This window comes from Sphingobium sp. Cam5-1 (genome assembly GCF_015693305.1).
Taxonomy (GTDB): domain Bacteria; phylum Pseudomonadota; class Alphaproteobacteria; order Sphingomonadales; family Sphingomonadaceae; genus Sphingobium.
Genome location: NZ_CP065138.1, coordinates 2,161,989 through 2,177,336 on the forward strand (window position 1 = coordinate 2,161,989; position 15,348 = coordinate 2,177,336).

At 61.0% G+C, this 15,348-nt stretch carries 18 protein-coding genes; 12 read left to right on the plus strand and 6 right to left on the minus strand.

Annotated elements, in window-relative coordinates; genetic code table 11:
- Positions 1–51 precede the first annotated feature (51 nt).
- From IZV00_RS10800 to IZV00_RS10815, 4 genes are all read right to left on the minus strand, one after another.
- The gene (locus tag IZV00_RS10800; protein ID WP_196224649.1) at positions 52–972 is read right to left on the minus strand and encodes a dienelactone hydrolase family protein; all 921 of its coding nucleotides are present in this window, start codon (positions 970–972) and stop codon (positions 52–54) included.
- Positions 973–1,035: 63 nt separating this feature from the next.
- On the minus strand, positions 1,036–1,422 hold the full coding sequence (locus IZV00_RS10805; protein WP_196224650.1) for a gamma-glutamylcyclotransferase family protein: 387 nt from the start codon (positions 1,420–1,422) through the stop codon (positions 1,036–1,038).
- Between the two features lie 305 nt (positions 1,423–1,727).
- Positions 1,728–2,471, minus strand: a complete 744-nt coding sequence (locus IZV00_RS10810; RefSeq protein WP_196224651.1) for a DUF72 domain-containing protein — start codon at positions 2,469–2,471, stop codon at positions 1,728–1,730.
- 59 nt (positions 2,472–2,530) lie between these two features.
- Entirely contained in the window at positions 2,531–3,163 is a 633-nt protein-coding gene (locus tag IZV00_RS10815) for a peptidylprolyl isomerase (RefSeq protein WP_196226618.1), read from the minus strand.
- A gap of 222 nt (positions 3,164–3,385) precedes the next feature.
- On the opposite strand from IZV00_RS10815, the gene IZV00_RS10820 reads away from it, so the two are divergent.
- The 4 genes from IZV00_RS10820 (at position 3,386) to IZV00_RS10835 (ending at position 7,373) form a co-directional block, all read left to right on the plus strand.
- Positions 3,386–4,627, plus strand: coding sequence for a glycosyltransferase family 4 protein (locus IZV00_RS10820; RefSeq protein WP_196224652.1), 1,242 nt, complete (start codon positions 3,386–3,388; stop codon positions 4,625–4,627).
- Positions 4,615–5,148: a sigma-70 family RNA polymerase sigma factor gene (locus IZV00_RS10825; RefSeq protein ID WP_196224653.1), complete on the plus strand. Its 534-nt coding sequence runs from the start codon at positions 4,615–4,617 to the stop codon at positions 5,146–5,148. Before IZV00_RS10820 ends, IZV00_RS10825 begins: the two co-directional genes overlap by 13 nt.
- On the plus strand, positions 5,141–5,863 hold the full coding sequence (locus IZV00_RS10830; protein WP_196224654.1) for an anti-sigma factor family protein: 723 nt from the start codon (positions 5,141–5,143) through the stop codon (positions 5,861–5,863). Before IZV00_RS10825 ends, IZV00_RS10830 begins: the two co-directional genes overlap by 8 nt.
- A 259-nt stretch (positions 5,864–6,122) precedes the next feature.
- Positions 6,123–7,373, plus strand: a complete 1,251-nt coding sequence (locus IZV00_RS10835; RefSeq protein WP_196224655.1) for a tyrosine-type recombinase/integrase — start codon at positions 6,123–6,125, stop codon at positions 7,371–7,373.
- A gap of 14 nt (positions 7,374–7,387) precedes the next feature.
- Here the strand turns inward: IZV00_RS10835 and IZV00_RS10840 are convergent, their stop codons facing one another.
- The gene (locus tag IZV00_RS10840) at positions 7,388–8,191 is read right to left on the minus strand and encodes a PDZ domain-containing protein (RefSeq protein WP_196224656.1); all 804 of its coding nucleotides are present in this window, start codon (positions 8,189–8,191) and stop codon (positions 7,388–7,390) included.
- Between the two features lie 195 nt (positions 8,192–8,386).
- Between IZV00_RS10840 and IZV00_RS10845 the strand changes: the two genes are divergently transcribed.
- From IZV00_RS10845 to IZV00_RS21535, 8 genes are all read left to right on the plus strand, one after another.
- Positions 8,387–10,120 (plus strand): hypothetical protein, encoded by a 1,734-nt coding sequence (locus tag IZV00_RS10845; RefSeq protein WP_196224657.1) that lies wholly within the window; start codon positions 8,387–8,389, stop codon positions 10,118–10,120.
- A 113-nt stretch (positions 10,121–10,233) separates the two neighbouring features.
- Positions 10,234–10,422 (plus strand): helix-turn-helix domain-containing protein, encoded by a 189-nt coding sequence (locus IZV00_RS10850; protein WP_196224658.1) that lies wholly within the window; start codon positions 10,234–10,236, stop codon positions 10,420–10,422.
- A 3-nt stretch (positions 10,423–10,425) separates the two neighbouring features.
- Complete coding sequence (locus tag IZV00_RS10855; protein WP_196224659.1) at positions 10,426–10,611, plus strand: hypothetical protein; 186 nt, start codon at positions 10,426–10,428, stop codon at positions 10,609–10,611.
- The gene (locus IZV00_RS10860; RefSeq protein ID WP_230463182.1) at positions 10,604–10,915 is read left to right on the plus strand and encodes a hypothetical protein; all 312 of its coding nucleotides are present in this window, start codon (positions 10,604–10,606) and stop codon (positions 10,913–10,915) included. The genes IZV00_RS10855 and IZV00_RS10860 overlap by 8 nt, the downstream gene beginning before the upstream one ends.
- The gene (locus tag IZV00_RS10865; protein ID WP_196224661.1) at positions 10,912–11,814 is read left to right on the plus strand and encodes a DUF7146 domain-containing protein; all 903 of its coding nucleotides are present in this window, start codon (positions 10,912–10,914) and stop codon (positions 11,812–11,814) included. The genes IZV00_RS10860 and IZV00_RS10865 overlap by 4 nt, the downstream gene beginning before the upstream one ends.
- A complete protein-coding gene (locus IZV00_RS10870; protein WP_196224662.1) occupies positions 11,814–13,355 on the plus strand; it encodes a YfjI family protein in 1,542 nt (513 codons plus the stop codon). The genes IZV00_RS10865 and IZV00_RS10870 overlap by 1 nt, the downstream gene beginning before the upstream one ends.
- Positions 13,356–13,450: 95 nt before the next feature.
- Positions 13,451–13,777, plus strand: coding sequence for a hypothetical protein (locus IZV00_RS10875; protein ID WP_196224663.1), 327 nt, complete (start codon positions 13,451–13,453; stop codon positions 13,775–13,777).
- 43 nt (positions 13,778–13,820) lie between these two features.
- Complete coding sequence (locus IZV00_RS21535; protein ID WP_443020045.1) at positions 13,821–14,201, plus strand: HGGxSTG domain-containing protein; 381 nt, start codon at positions 13,821–13,823, stop codon at positions 14,199–14,201.
- Positions 14,202–14,264: 63 nt separating this feature from the next.
- Here the strand turns inward: IZV00_RS21535 and IZV00_RS10880 are convergent, their stop codons facing one another.
- Positions 14,265–15,257 carry a hypothetical protein gene (locus tag IZV00_RS10880; protein WP_196224664.1) on the minus strand — a complete coding sequence of 331 codons (993 nt, stop codon included), beginning with the start codon at positions 15,255–15,257 and terminating at the stop codon, positions 14,265–14,267.
- Positions 15,258–15,348: the final 91 nt, after the last annotated feature.

A 15,348-nucleotide genomic window follows, 5' to 3' on the forward strand; every position in this document is an offset into this window, starting at 1 on the left:
GAGAAGCGCTGGCGCATCCGATGTCTCGACTTCGCTCGACACGAACGGCAATCACCCTTTTCTCTCGCCCTTCACATAGCGCCCAAACCACGCCAGCGTAGCCGCCCAGGCCTCCTTAGCCGCCGCCTCATGATAGCTCGGCCGATAATCCGCCATGAAGCCGTGATCAGCCTCCGGATAGACCGTAATCGCATCCGGCGGCGACTTTCCCGCCTTCTTAAGCGCTGCCCGCATCGTGTCGACATCAGCGACGGGGATGCCCTTGTCCAAACCGCCATATTGCCCAAGCACCGGCGCCTTCAGTGCAGCCGCCCGCTCCACCACGCTCACCGGCTGCAACGCTGTCTTCTCGCTGACCAGCCGCCCATAGAATGCGACGCCCGCATCCAGTTGCGCACTGTGCGCGGCGTAAAGCCACACGATCCGCCCGCCCCAGCAGAAACCCGTAATGCCCCGCCGGGTAGCGTCGCCGCCATGCTTGCCCGCCCAGTCATAGGCCGCATCGATGTCGGACAACACCTGCGCATCGGGCGCCTTCGACACGATACTGCTGATCAGCTGCTGGATATCCGCAATCTTGGTGGCATCGCCATGCCGCGCGAACAGATCGGGCGCGATCGCATAATAGCCTTCCCGCGCAAAGCGGCGGCACATGTCGCGGACCCATTCATGGACGCCGAAAACCTCGTGCACCACGACGATGACCGGCGCGTTCTTCGCCTTCTCCGGCCGCGCCACATAGGCGGGCATGGCAAAGCCATCACTCACCGCGATCGATACCGTCTCCTGGACTAGCCCCTCGCCCGAAGTCTGCACGGCGCTGCTCGACACCGGGCGGCATGCGGCGGCGAAACCAGCCGCGAAGGCGCCGGTCATCAGCAGCTTGCGCCGGTCGAGCCCTGTGCTGTCGATCCAGCTGCGGTCTTCGGGCAGGCGATCCATGGGGCCGGGTTCTGGATTCTCACAGCTCATCGCGCTTCCTCTCCATAGCCCCCCGGCGCCCAGATTATCGGCCCGTTCGCTCAGCGCAAGCGGTCAGGCCAGGAAATCGCCGCTCGCGATTCGCTCCAGCCCCGCGACATCGCGCGCATAGACATAAGTCCATGCATCAACCGACCCCGTCGCGCTTCGGACCTTAATCTGCTCCCGCGCAAATTCATGAGGCGCAGGAAAATGCGCCGCGCACTCCTCATGCTCGTCAAGAATGGCAAGGATGCCGCCAAGATCAGGCAGTCGGTACAGCTCACCCGTGACAATTCCGTCATCACCGGGAACGAAGCCGGGATAATAATCGATCCGGTAAAGCGCGCCGCTCGCAATGGCAGCACCCGCAAATTCCGCCACCGATGCCAGCCAGCGAGCCATCTCCCCTGAAAATCCGGGCCGGAGAGACCCGTAGACGAATAGCAAAGGATGGCTCATTGCATATAATCGCTAGCGATAAAAAAGCCGCCCTGACAATAGCCGGGCGGCCTTTTTGAAATTCCCCGAAGACGAGGAATGAAGGGGAGCGATTAATCGCTCAGGCGAAAAGCACCGAGTAGAAGGTCAGCATCTGCGCACCGACCGCAACCATCAACGCAACGCCCTGCATAGTGTGCCGCATGTTTCGTTTCCTGCAATTTTGTTTTGCGCCCTGTTTGGACAAGAGCGCATATGATGGATCACGCCCTTTGCCTCAATCGCAAAGGGCGCGTTCGCAGTTGCAGCAAACGCAACAGTCGTTGTTACTTCAAAGCAACAATCATCCGTTGGGCGGCGGCAGGCGCCCGGATTTTCGCGCCGCTGATGAAGAAAACGAAGACATCTCCATCATCCGCCATGCTTTTCGCTCTTTTTTTCCAGCCGTCGATTTCCTTAAGCGGATAGCCGGTCGCTTCCTCCTCCCGCGTGCGCATCAGGCGAAGGTAGGAAAAGCCCACATCATGGCCGACAATGGCGGGATATTCATCATGATCGGCCAGCACCACCGCCGCGCCCGCATCGCGCGCCAGTTGCAGGAAAGCAGGATCATCGAAACTTTCGTGCCGCACCTCCAGCGCATGGCGCAGACGGACGCCATCGACGCTGTCGGGCAGCAGCTTCAGGAAAGCACCGAAATCTTGCGGCTCGAATTTCTTGGTCGGCATGAACTGCCACAGGATCGGACCCAACCGGTCGCCGAGTTCCGCGATCCCCTGCCCCACGAACTTGGCAATCGACTCGCCAGCCTCCGCCAGCACGCGGCGATTGGTACAGTATCGCGACGCCTTCACCGCGAACTGAAATCCGTCCGGCACCGCCTTGGCCCAATTCGCGAAAGTCGCGGGCTTTTGCGTGCTGTAATAGGTGGCGTTGATCTCCGTCGCGGTCAGATGCTGGCCGACATAGGCCAGTTCATCCTTCTGCCGCAGCCCTTCGGGATAGAAGGTGCCGCGCCATGGCTCGAACGTCCATCCGCCAATACCTACCCTGATGCGTCCCGCCGCCATGGCACTCTCCTTTCAACGCTCATCCTGACGGCTGAACGCTGCCCGGAACAGAGAAAATGTCAGGAAGCTGTCTTGCGCCGCAAGCCGATCAGCCATGGCTTCACTCCACGCGTTGGCCGCGCCGTTCCATCCAGCCTCTTGGCGCGAATGATCGTCACCGGTTTCACGATCATCTGCCCCCGCATCGGCCCCGACCCACAACAGGTCGGCATGGCCAGGATGCGGCGCACGACATCCATGCCAGCGACCACATGGCCAAAAGCGGCATAGCCGATATAATCCCCCCGCGCGTCCATATTGGGCGTCGCCCCCGCCGTGATGAAGAAATTGCCCATCGCCGAATTGGGCCGATTAGGCCGCGCCATCGACAGGGTCGCATCAAGATGCCGGATGCCGGTCTTGCTGGTCGGCTCATGCGGGATCGGCGGCAGGGACCGGCGCGCATCGGTATCGATCCCGCCCTGAATCAGCCCCAGCCTTGCATCGCTCTTACGCCGCGCCGCCCGGTAGAATGTGACACCATCGAATCGGCCATCATCGACATAGGCAAGGAAATTGGCCGAAGTGCGCGGCGCCCGCTTGTTGTCGACCGCGACAACGATCGTGCCAACCGACGTCTCGATCGCGACGCGCGCATAGCCGCGCGTCGGCCGATTGCCCGGCACGCCCCACGCCGCCACCGGAAATACCATCAACAACAGGGCAAGCAAGCGCAACAGGGCAGCAGAAATCGGCGGTCTAACCAAGGATCTATCGTCTCCATATTAGGGCAATCATCGCGCTACAGAACGAAAGCTGCGCCCGCCAGTGGCCAACGGGATGTCTCCCGCCCGCGATCAGTCAAGCTTATGCTGTCTGTCGAAAAAGGAGGTGACCCGGAATAAAAGCGCGACGACGCGCGTAAGCGTCGCATCATGGCAACGCTTCTCCACCTCGACCGCTCGCCCCGCCCGCCGATCGCCGCCCGAGATGCAAAGCGGCCAATGCGGGTCGCCCTTTTTTCCGGCAATTATGACTGCGTACGGGACGGCGCGAATCAGGCGCTCAACCGGCTAGTGGACTATCTTCAGGCGAGGCACGGCGTAACAGTGCGCATCTACACCCCGCGCGCGCCAAAGCCCGCCTTCGCCGCCGTTGGAGATATCCAGGCCGTTCGCTCGCTCGGCTTGCCGGGACGGCCCGAATATCGGCTGGCCCTGGGCCTTACGTCCGCCGCGCGCGCCGATCTCGACAGCTTCGCCCCCGACATCATCCATCTATCCGCGCCCGACTGGCTTGGATGGCAGGCGCTCGGCTACGCCCGGCAAAATGATCTGCCCGTGATCGCCAGCGTGCACACGCGCTTTGAAACCTATGCGGACTATTATCGCCTGTCCTTCCTGCGCAAGCCGATCGAGCGCTATCTTGACCGCTTTTATGGCCGATGCGACCGCATATTGGCGCCGACGCTGCCCATCGCCGATGAGTTCGCCACCGCTTATGGAGAGGCAAAGATTTCGATATGGGGCCGGGGTGTCGATCGCGCGCGCTTCCATCCGTCGCTCCGATCGGACGCAGTGCGCTCGGCCTATGGCTATGATCGCGACGATGTCGTGCCGCTGTTCTTTGGCCGCCTCGTCCTGGAAAAGGGGCTGGACGTCTTTGCCGAGACGATCGCGCTTCTGCGTCAGCGTCACCCTGGGCTGCGTCCACTGATCGTGGGAGAAGGGCCGGCGCGCAGCTGGCTGGCGCAACGCCTGCCCAATGCGACCTTTGCCGGACATCTGGAGGGGGAAGCGCTCGGCACCGCCATCGCCAGCGCCGACATATTGATCAATCCCAGCGTCACCGAAGCCTTTGGCAACGTCAATCTCGAAGCCATGGCGAGCGGACTACCCGTCGTGTCGGCAGACGTGCCGAGCGCCTCCGCCCTTGTCACCCATGATGTCACGGGCCTGCTGGTCGAACCGAAAGAAGCCGCCGCCTATGCCGCCGCCGTCGAACATTTGATCGGCGACCCCCGCCGCCGCCGCCGCATGAGCGCGATGGCCAGCGCGGCTGCCGACCGCTATGATTGGGACGATGCCCTTGCGCCTGTTCATCAAGCCTATGCCGATTGCCTGGCGGATGCCCTACCGTCCGTCATGGCCCGGGAACTGATGTTATGCGCTGGCTGAAAAGCGGGACCGGCGGCCCGATCGGCGACGACCTCACCGCCATGCGCCGCTACGCCCGTTCGCTCGCGCGCGACGATCAGGACGCCGACGATGTGGTCCAGGATGCGCTGGTGCGCGCGATCGAGCGGCAGGACAGCTTTCACCCCAGCCGTAGCAGGCGCCAATGGCTGCTCGCCATCGTCCACAATGTCTTCATATCGGGCAAACGGCGCGAAGCCGCCGAGGCGCGGCGCGACGCGCGCTTTGCCGAAACGGTGATGGCGCATGTCGATGCCGGGCAGGAACATCGGGTGCAGCTCGCCCAGTTGGGGCAATCCTTCGCCGCGCTGCCGGACCATCATCGATCGGTCCTGCACCTGATCGCTGTCGAAGGCCTGACCTATCAGGAAGCGGCCGAGGTACTCGACGTGCCGGTGGGCACCATCATGTCACGGCTGGCGCGGGCGCGTGCGGCCTTGCGGAACTCTGGCAGCGTCGATGGGCGGGCGACGTTGCGTCTGGTTGGAGGACAGGATGACTGAGGAGCCCGCCGATCACGAATTGCACGCCTATATCGACGATGAACTGGACGATGCCGGACGCTTTGCCGTGGAAACGCATCTTGCCGCCCGCCCTGACCTCGCGGCGCGGGTGATGGCCGACCTCAGCACGCGGACGGGGCTCCGTCTGCTGGCGCACAGGAAGGAACAGCTCTCCGGCCATTTGCTCGACGACAGCGCAGCGCTTGCCCCTTCCAAAGCCCGGCCTTTCTGGCGCAGGGCAGCGACGGTCGGCGGGACCGGAACAGCAGCCGCGCTGGCATTGCTGCTGGCGACCGGGCCTAGCCCGCCCGATTATGTCGATATGGCAGTCGCCTCTCACCGGGTGGCACTGATCCGGGCGCACATGGATTCGCAAATCGAAGGGCAGGCACTCGACCATCACGAGCTTCTGGCGCGAACCCACATCTTCCTGCCCACATTGCCCGCCGACTGGAACGTGACCGACGTCCAGCTTTTCCCGGCGGGGAAAAGTCCCGCTCTTATCGTCGCGATCAGAACCGGCGCGGGCGAGCGCCTGTCCATCTTCGCGACACGACAGAAAAGCGACGCCCCCGCCATCCCCGACACGGTGCGGGAAGGCAACCAGTCCGTCGCCTACTGGCGACGCGGCGACATGTCCTATGCCCTGACAGGCGAAGGCGATCCCGGCACGATCGACCAGGCGGCGGAACGGCTGAACCAATATTGGTCCTGACCCGGCTGGGTACGGAGCTTTTGATATTAACTGGCGGAGAGGCAGTCCGCCAAACTACTGTCCAAATGCATTCGTATTCCTCCATAAAATTGACTAAAATAGCGTGATTTAGTGAAGTCGTGCGCTTTACCCGTCCGAATGCGTCCCATTGCGTTCCCCTAAAACCGCGCTATTATCGGGGGACGTTTAGGGGAACGTCTGCCATTTCCGCCAACCCGGCAAGGCTCTGACAGGTTCGGTTCCCTGATAAGGAGCCACAATGCCCAAGAAGCTCAGCAATGCGCTCACTCCGCTGGCGGTGAAGAACGCCAAACCGGGAAGCCATGTCGACGGCGGCGGATTGCGGTTGCTGGTGAAGGACAGCGGAGCGAAGTCGTGGGTCTATCGCTTCATGCTCAATGGCAAGACGCGAGATATTGGCCTTGGCCCTGCGGCTGGCGCGGATGCCATCGCGTTGTCGACTGCCCGCGATTTGGCATCGGCATTGCGACTCAAGGTGAAGGCTGGAACCGATCCCCTTGAGGAGCGCCAGCGGGAAGCCGCTCAGGCCATGGCAGCGGCTCAGGCGGCTCAGGTTGCCGGGATAACATTCAAGGCCGTGGCAGAGACCTACATCACCACGTATGAGGGAAGCTGGCGCAATGACAAGCATCGGCAGCAATGGAAAAACACCCTCGCCACCTATGTCTATCCGGTGATCGGGGACTTGCCTGTTGCCGAGGTCGGCACCGCGCACGTCCTGAAAATCCTTGAGCCGATCTGGAAAGCCAAGGCCGAGACAGCCAGCCGCGTTCGCGGTCGCATGGAAACGATCCTCGATGCCGCGAAGGCACGGGGCTATCGCGATGGGGAGAACCCTGCCCGCTGGCGCGGCCATATCGCGCAAATCCTCCCGGCCCGTTCCCGCCTTACGCGCGGCCATCACAAGGCCATGCCCTATGAGTCTATTCCTGCTTTTGTGCCGCAGATACGCGCGCGCGAGGCGATGGCTGCACTGGCATTGGAGTTTACAATTCTCACCGCTGCCCGAACCGGGGAAGTGATCGGCGCAAAATGGGGTGAGGTCGATCTGGACAAGGCCATCTGGACGATTCCAGCCGAGCGCATGAAGGCGGGCAAGGAACATCGCGTTCCCCTATCGGCGCGGGCCGTGGAGATTTTAAAAGAGACGGAGAAACTGCACAAGGAATGGCTGTTCCCGGCAATAAGGGGTGGGGCAATGTCAGGCATGGCCATGACAATGCTGTTGCGCCGGATGGAAGTCGACGTAACCGTGCATGGCTTCCGGTCGGGCTTTCGAGATTGGGCCGCCGAATGCACCGGCTATGCTCATGAGGTTGCCGAAATGGCCTTGGCGCACACCATCGAGAACAAAGTTGAGCGGGCTTACCGGCGCGGCGACTTGTTCGACAAGCGCCGTCGCCTCATGGATGATTGGGCGAATTTCTGTGCCACAGTGGGCGCGGGGGGCGCACAGGTTTTTCCCATCCGTGCTGACGGAGTGAAATAGTGGAAACGGCGCGCCTATGGTGCCGAAGCCGTAACCTGCCAACCTTCCGGAATTGTTATGCGTATGTCGCGATACTGGCCATTCCTATAGACATGGACTGTGAAGGGGGTCGCCGCCAGTACCGCCGCACGCAATGTACTGTCACTAAACGGCTGGCCGTTGACTTGAGTGATAATGTCACCCGGCAAGAGGTCCGAAACGTAAGCTGGCGAAGCATCCCGCACGAACCTCACTGGAAGAGCGCGCCGGGTCTCAATTGCTGCCACGTCTTGTGCCGTTAAATCCCTCGACATGATCCCTAGGCCCATCTTGGGCACTTCACCGAAATATACCGCGAGTTTGTCAAAACGATTGATGGTGACAGGAATATAAGTGGTTTGCGATCCGTATGTTGTTGTGGTGCCTGAATAGGTGCCCGAGGCGTAACCGCCATTCGATCCATAAACTGACGCATTGCCATTGCTGACCGAAGTTGTAGTTTTCGGTAATGTCATGGGCACAGAACTTGTAGTAGATGATGCGAGGTTTGTCCCGATCATGACATAGTTCGCCTTCAATTTCTTACCTAATCTAACAGCATCAGCAGTTTTACTGTTAGGAGAGTTGAATGAGCTAAAACCAATGGGAGCGAATCCATTTCGCCACATGCTTTCCAAATCCCGATCCGCATCGCCCGTGCTTGGAACTTGTTCCGGCTCGCCTTGGGCTGGGATGCGCTGAGCCGCAAAAGGCAAAGGCTTATAAAATTTCTCCCAATCATTTGCGTAGCTGGGCGCAGCAATAGCAACCATGAAAATCGCAGCGATTATCCGCTTCATATTAATTCCCCCTGCCTTGTCAGGCCATCGACATGCTGCCCTTAGCCGATGTTCCTAAATATATCTGAATTTCGGCAAGCACGATGAAATTTTCCGCGCTTCTACTATATTGTCAGGGGGATAGGCAGGCCAGCCGATAAACGCGCATCCCACGCGCTTCCCCGCTCACCTTTGGGGAACCGCTAGGGAGGCGGCATGGACGAAAACGAGGATTCCGGCTGGGTCAAGGGGCTGCCTGCCGGTTGGATTGACGGGCATCTAGCATTTGATCGCCTTCGCCGCTTGCTGCTTGAGCGGCTCAACGGCTGCGATCCGGCCCCGTGGCATGATCCAGTCAACGCGGACTATTGGGGGCCGCACTTTGGGCAATCACCCGACGAATACACGTTGTCCGAGAAACTATCGGAACGATTGATCTCGGCGTTCCAACGCGCGCTATCGACCAAGCGACTTCCCGCCTCTCTGTTTAACGGTAGGTCGTTCCGGGAACTGCCCCAGTCCGCTTTCGGCAGCAAATCCGTTCTCCGGAATGCACTTTTTATGGGGCCATTCGATCTGGACCCATTTTGGCCAGACGACTGGCAGCCGTGGAGCGGTGCCGGCTGGGCAATTCCCCTTCCGGAATTTGAGGGCTGGTTAGCATCAGGTGACGCGCTTGGCGTCGAAGGATTGCCGATGACCGATGTTGCGAACGCGCCCGACCAACCCAAACCTCTGGCTCAGCGGCTACCGTCCGGCGGCGCTCATGTGCCACTTTCTGAGGCGGTGACGTGGATAGCATTCGGCTTTGCGCTGGATGCCGAGCGATTGGATCGCGCGATACAATGGGAGCGCCTTTGCGACGGTGATTTGCAGACCGCGCAACGGCAAATTGAGGATGCGTCGGCGGCGCTGTTAAAGGCTGGTGCTGATAGGCAGGTGACGTTCTTCGGGCGGCATGTCGAATCCTACGGCGACAAGGGACAGCGCACGGAGAAAATCGACCCGCTTGCGCTCATAGATTACCGCCAAGTCCTGATTACAGGGCATGACCATCTCTATTACGGAAAGGGCATGAAACGGTGGTATCGGGCAACCAATGACTCCCACTTACGCGCAAGCGCATGCGGCGACCTTTACATGCATGTCACCGTAGATCGTGCGGAGTTGCTGACAAGGTTCCAGCCGCAATCCAGCCAAGTCGCCGGTAACTCCGCGCAAACGGACAATGGCCCGATTGTCTGGGAAGATTTTGGGTCCGAAAGTTTGCCTGAATTACAACGACTCGGCGAATTGGCCAGTCGGGATGAATGGTGGACGTGGCCGGAGGCAATCGCATGGATCGGAAGCCGCGACCCAAAGAACATTGCGACGCTTCGATATTGGGGGCGGGTTGGCGGCGACCGTGATCCGACTATTATCCTTGGCGCTCAAGCCTTCATGGCGACGCAATTCTGCGAGCCAGGGAGGGAAGCCGAGGCGGACCTGTTGAACGCAATTCAGTGCGGCCAAGTCGGCACCTCCGGTCGATTGAGCAAAGGCGCGGTGGCGACCGACCTAGAGCCGAGCATTTGGCGCGGCGGTGCCGTAGTCTGGCATGATGGCGAAACGGTGCTTGTGGACGCCAAGCAAAAGTTGGCGGCTTGGGCTTTCGATGTGGCCATTAGGCGCAACGATTTGGTCGCCACATTCCAGCCGGATGATGAGGAATCGAAAGCGGTGTCCATTGCGCCCGTTTCGCCCACACGTCGCGGTAGAACCAAAGGCACCGGCTTTCAACAAGCCGACGCACCTCTGCTAGACGAAATGCGAAATGCAATCGAAGCCGATCCGGCATTGAATGCAACCTCCGCTGCAAAACTGTTTGCCGACCAAGCAAAAGGTGCGAGTTTCGAAGCGAAGGTGGACCGTCTTTCGCGGGCATATCGTGCCGGGAGAAATGGGGAATAATTTTCCCGCCCGATTATTCTCTATTCTTGTCGATTCAAAGCTGTCCGGACCCGTTCTAATTGGTCGTCCCACGAAGCGAAGGCATCCCGCCTCCGCAAAGTGGGACCACAGCAATGCAGTCTATCAAGCACGATCCCCCGAAGATCGGTTACAGCATTCGGGAAGCATGCCGGGCGTCCAGCCTCGGCCGGACCACGCTTTACAATCACATTTCGGCTGGCCGCCTGCGCGCTGTTCGCGTCGGTGGCAGGACCATCATTCCAGCCGAGGCGCTTCATGCGCTGATCGCGGGGGAGGTGTAAGCCATGTCCCGCAAAGAAAACCCGACCACAAAGGGCCGGGGTTCCCGCGTTTCGTTTGGCGACTGGACGCAGGATGCTCTTACCCTTTCCGCCTATCGTGCTCAACACCTGATTGGCAGCTACGGCGTTCGCCCGGAACAGGCCGTCATGCTCACCGCCTTGGCATTTGGGGGGCATGGTCATGGCTGATCGCTACCCTGAGACACCCGGCGCGAAAGGACCGGACGGCACCAGCCAAGACGCAGCCGAGGCGATGAAGCATTGCGTTTCCTACCTTCGCCGCGTCGCCATGCGCTCGCTGGACATGCTGGGCGAGGCAACGGTGCTGGAAGCCGTCGCTTGTGCCGAAGTGGCCCGCGAAAGCCTGCAACCGCGCTTTTCCGAATTGCGGGCCATGGGCCTTGTCGAGCCGACCGGCGCACGTCGCCGCAATCCATCCGGTAAGGCCGCTGCGGTGCTTCGCCTGACAGAAAAGGGGAGGGCGGCGCTATGATCGACATTCACGCAATCCGCCGGGACAATCCCCTGCAGGCCATCGTGGGCGCACAGATTCGCCTTCATCGGAGCGGAAATGAGTGGAAGGGGTGCTGCCCCTTCCATGCCGACCGTTCGCCCAGCTTCACCGTCTTTGCCGATGGCGAGCGGTTCCATTGCTTTGGCTGCGGTGTATCGGGCGACGTGCTGGACTATGTGATGCAGCATTACGGGCTGGGCATGGTCGACGCCGCCCGCCGCCTTGGCGCTGGCGATCTGCCCAAGGCCGACATCCCCAAACTACCGCCACCCGACCGGACCGCGCGCAATGGCGAGGCGTTGGCGATATGGGAAAGGGCTATTCCCGCCGCTGGGACGCTCGCTGAGTCCTATCTGGGCTTCCGGGGCATCCTTCCCCCATTCCCGCCCGACATTCGATTCTCGCGCCTTCCCTATGGCAAATCGAATCCATTGCCATGCCTGATTGCGGCGGTGCGGGACGTTGCGGGCGACGTGATCGGTATCCAGCGCATTTATCTGCGGGCGGACGGCAAGGGAAAAGCCGATCTGCCCAAGGCCAAGCTGTCGCTGGGCACGGTGGCGGGTGGCGCTATCCGTCTGGGCGATCTGGACGGCTCCGGCATGGTGACAGTCTGCGAAGGCCCGGAAGATGGCCTTTCGCTGCTTTCCATGATCGGCGGCCCGGTATGGGTGGCGGCTGGCGCAAGTATGTTGCCAGCCATGCGCTTCCCGTCCTGCATTCGATCCGTCGTCATCGGCGCTGATAACGACGCTGCAGGGGAACAGGCCGCACGCAAGGCCGCCCAAGCCTTCGCAATGCGCGGGCTTTCCGTCCGCATCATCTATCCGGCGGCGGGCTTCAAAGACTTTAACGATGAACTGAGGGGGGAGCGATAATGGCGACCAACCCGACGCTGCAAGAGCGGCTGACACAGGCGGAGCCGCTGGACATTTGGCCCGATCCGATTCCGCTTCGTGACGAATTGCCGTCCGTCCTGCCCATGAATCCGACCCTGTTGCCCAGCCAGTTGCGGGGCTGGGTGCAGGACATTGCCGAGCGGATGAACTGCCCGCCCGATCTTGTGGCGATCCCCGCCATGGTTTCGGCTGGCGCGCTGATCGGCAGGCGAATCGGCATCCGCCCGCAAAGGCGCACTGACTGGCTGGAGGTGGGCAACCTGTGGGGCTGTGTCGTCGCGCGCCCCGGCAGCATGAAAAGCCCAGCGGCAAGCGAGGCACTGTCTCCGATAAGGCGGCTGGAGGTTAAGGCGGCGGCGGATAATGAGGCGGCAGTGGCCGAGTTTAAGGCCGCCGAATCGCTCTACAAGCTGGAGCGCGAGGGCGCGGAAAAGAACGCGCGGCAGTCGCTCAAGCAGGAAGGGCGCGGCGCTGCCATGGCGGTTCTGCAAGCCGTGGCGGAGCCACAATCGCCACCGATGCGGCGGCATCTCACCAGTGATGCAACGGCGGAGAAGCTGGGAGAGATTTGCGCGGCCAATCCGAACGGGATCATGGTTCACCGCGACGAACTGCTGTCGCTGTTTGCCGATCTGGACAATCCGGAGAAAACATCGGCGCGCGGATTCTTCCTGACAGGATGGGGCGGGCTGGAGGGCTACACCTTCGACCGCATCATGCGCGGCACTGTCCGCATTCCAGCGGTCAATCTGTCGGTATTCGGCACGACGCAGCCCAGCCGGATTGCCGGATATGTGCGCGATAGCCTCAACCGCTTTGACGATGGCATGGTGCAGCGCCTCCAATTGCTCGCATGGCCAGACTTTTCAGGCGACTTCCGCGAAGCTGATCGCTTCCCCGATAGTGACGCGCGGCGGATGGCGCATGAATGCTATGGTGATCTTGCCAGCCTCGACGTGCGCGAGCTTGGCGCGCAGTGGGACGAGTTCGACGGCCCCCACGGCGTTCCCTATCTTCGCTTTGCGGATGATGCTCAGGAGGCGTTTGGCGCATGGCGGGAGGGGCTGGAGCAAGCCTTGCGCGGCGATGACATGGCCCCGGCGATGATCGCGCATCTATCCAAGTATCGCGGCCTTGTTCCCCGTCTGGCGCTGGTCTGCCATCTGGCCAATAATGGCTTCGGCCCCGTGTCTGCGGCGGCGACCCGGCAGGCTATCGGCTGGGCGGAATATCTCGAATCCCATGCACGGCGCGCTTATGCGTCCCTGTCGATCGACAATGCGGAGGCGGCGCGCTCGATCTGGCGGCGGGTGAAAAGGGGCGATCTGGCAGGCCCATTCACCGCGCGGGATATTCAGCGCAAGGGTTGGTCCGGCCTGAACAACAAGCAAAGGATAGCCGCCGGGCTGGAGGCATTGCTTGATGCTGATTGGATCGGCGCGCGCGATGCCAATGCAGGCGAGCGCGGCGGGCGTCCGTCGACCTTCTACCTGCCAAACCCCAAGGCCATGCGGGGCTGAATGCTTCCGGCAGGAACTGACAAAACTGACAAAAGGGGGGTTTCGTCGGTTTTGTCAGTGACCCCCAAGCGCATTTTCACGAAATGAGGTGATCCATGACGAAGCAAAAGGTCAAGGCGGATGTTTTTGATCCCGACTTCGGAAAGAGCGGCTTCGCTCGCCACCTGTTCCGGCTTCGCTTCCGGCGGCTCAAGCTGAGCCAGCGGGAATTTTCGGAACGGTTCGCGCTGTCCTATTCGGTCGTCCGCGACGCTGAACAGGGAGCCAGACCCACGCCATCGCTCAGGCTAATCGTCGCAGCTATAGCGCGCGATCCGGCATTCATGGCAGCGCTGGCCAATGATGCCCGACGTCGCTGCACCTGTGGCGATGGGGAGCCTTACGATTGTTGCGAAGGGTCGGGCGATACCGGGGGACGGTAATTTCTACACCCCAATATGCGCGTGCGCGCGAGGAAGGAAATATATGGGCAGGCACTATAAGGGCGTGGCCGATATTTTGGCGCTGTTCCATCGCGCTGCTGAGGTAGAGCGCCAATGGGCGGCATATGCGGCAACCTTGCCCGACGACGATAAGCGGCAGTTGTTCCGCCAGTGGTGGGCCGAGGCCGAGGCGGCACAAGCGGCAGGCCGATACGTGCGAAGCTGCCCGGGCTACCTTCGCGGGCTGACGTGCGGCGCGAGGAAAAAGGATGGCAGGCTATGCCGATCCACTACGCTTTGCGCCAATGGACGATGCAAATTCCACGGCGGCGCATCCACCGGGCCACGCTCACCAGAGGGCCGCGCGCGGGCACTGGAAAACCTCAAATTGGGTCGCCTGAAACGCGGGGACTCTTGGAGTTGAAAAAATACAGGGATTGTTTGGCGCATTCCGCGCGCATGTATGCGCGCAAGCCAGCGCGTAACCCTAGCAGCCGCATCCCCACGTGCCCGTTAAGCTGAGTGTCCCCGAGGTATCCGCGATATGCAGACGGGCATTTGAACTGTGGCCATCCTCTCCCGGCTGGACCTTCCCATAGGGAGTCACTTGCACGGCTGCTGAGCCGCACGACATTGACACCGGGCCGTCAAACATTGCCTGAGTATCGGGGGCAGTGCAGAGGTGATCTTTGCCGTTAAGGCGGAAGAACGTCAGGCCGTCGCCGCCAGCTATCAACTTCTCTTTGCGCGGCGTCCCGACTGAAAATGAGCATGAACAGCCCATGCCAATCTTTTGCCAGTCGGTTTCTTTGATCGTTCCCAGCGTGACTGTCGGGGACGGGCTTGGGCTGGGCGAAGCATTTGACGCGACCGGCTCCGGACTGGCGCTTGCAGAGGGGGGAACGGGCTTGAACTGCGCATCCGCATCCGCTTCCGTCGCCCCCCAAATGTTTATCTTGTAGTCCAGCGTTTTGGGGGAAAGTCCCTGTTCAACCGAAACCGCCCAGCATGACTGCCAAGTGTAACCGGCGGGAATAATGGTGTCGGCTTGCCGCCATGATGCCCCGTCCACCACGTTGTCGGATCGGTTGGCTGGCCGTCCCTCAATCGAGAAGTCCAAATGCCCAATGGTAGTTTTGGAGTTGTTCTTGAATGCTACCCTGATCGGGTAGTCTGGCGAGCATCTGAAAGGCTTTTCGCCAATCGCAGGCGGTAACTTGGCAGAGCCGTCGTCATATGTCGCGGTCGCGTTAATTTGGGTTTTCAGGGGCGGGAAAAACGTCGGCTCAATGACCTGCACCCATGCGGCAATGCCCAGCCCGCCCACGACTAGCAGAACGACGATTGAAAGGACCGCCCGCCAAAGGGTTTCGAGCGTCTTTAGCAGCACGTCCCCAACTGAAACGGGGCGAGACAACGGGCCAATATAGAAAGGGCCGTTCCAAACCGCTCGCACCAGCCCCTTTTTCTCTGCTACCATCTGCCCCCCCCGCATTGGCGAATGCGTAATTCATGCTTTGGCGCGCGGCAATCATTGACGGCAAATTGATTTGTCCGGAACGCCCGAAATT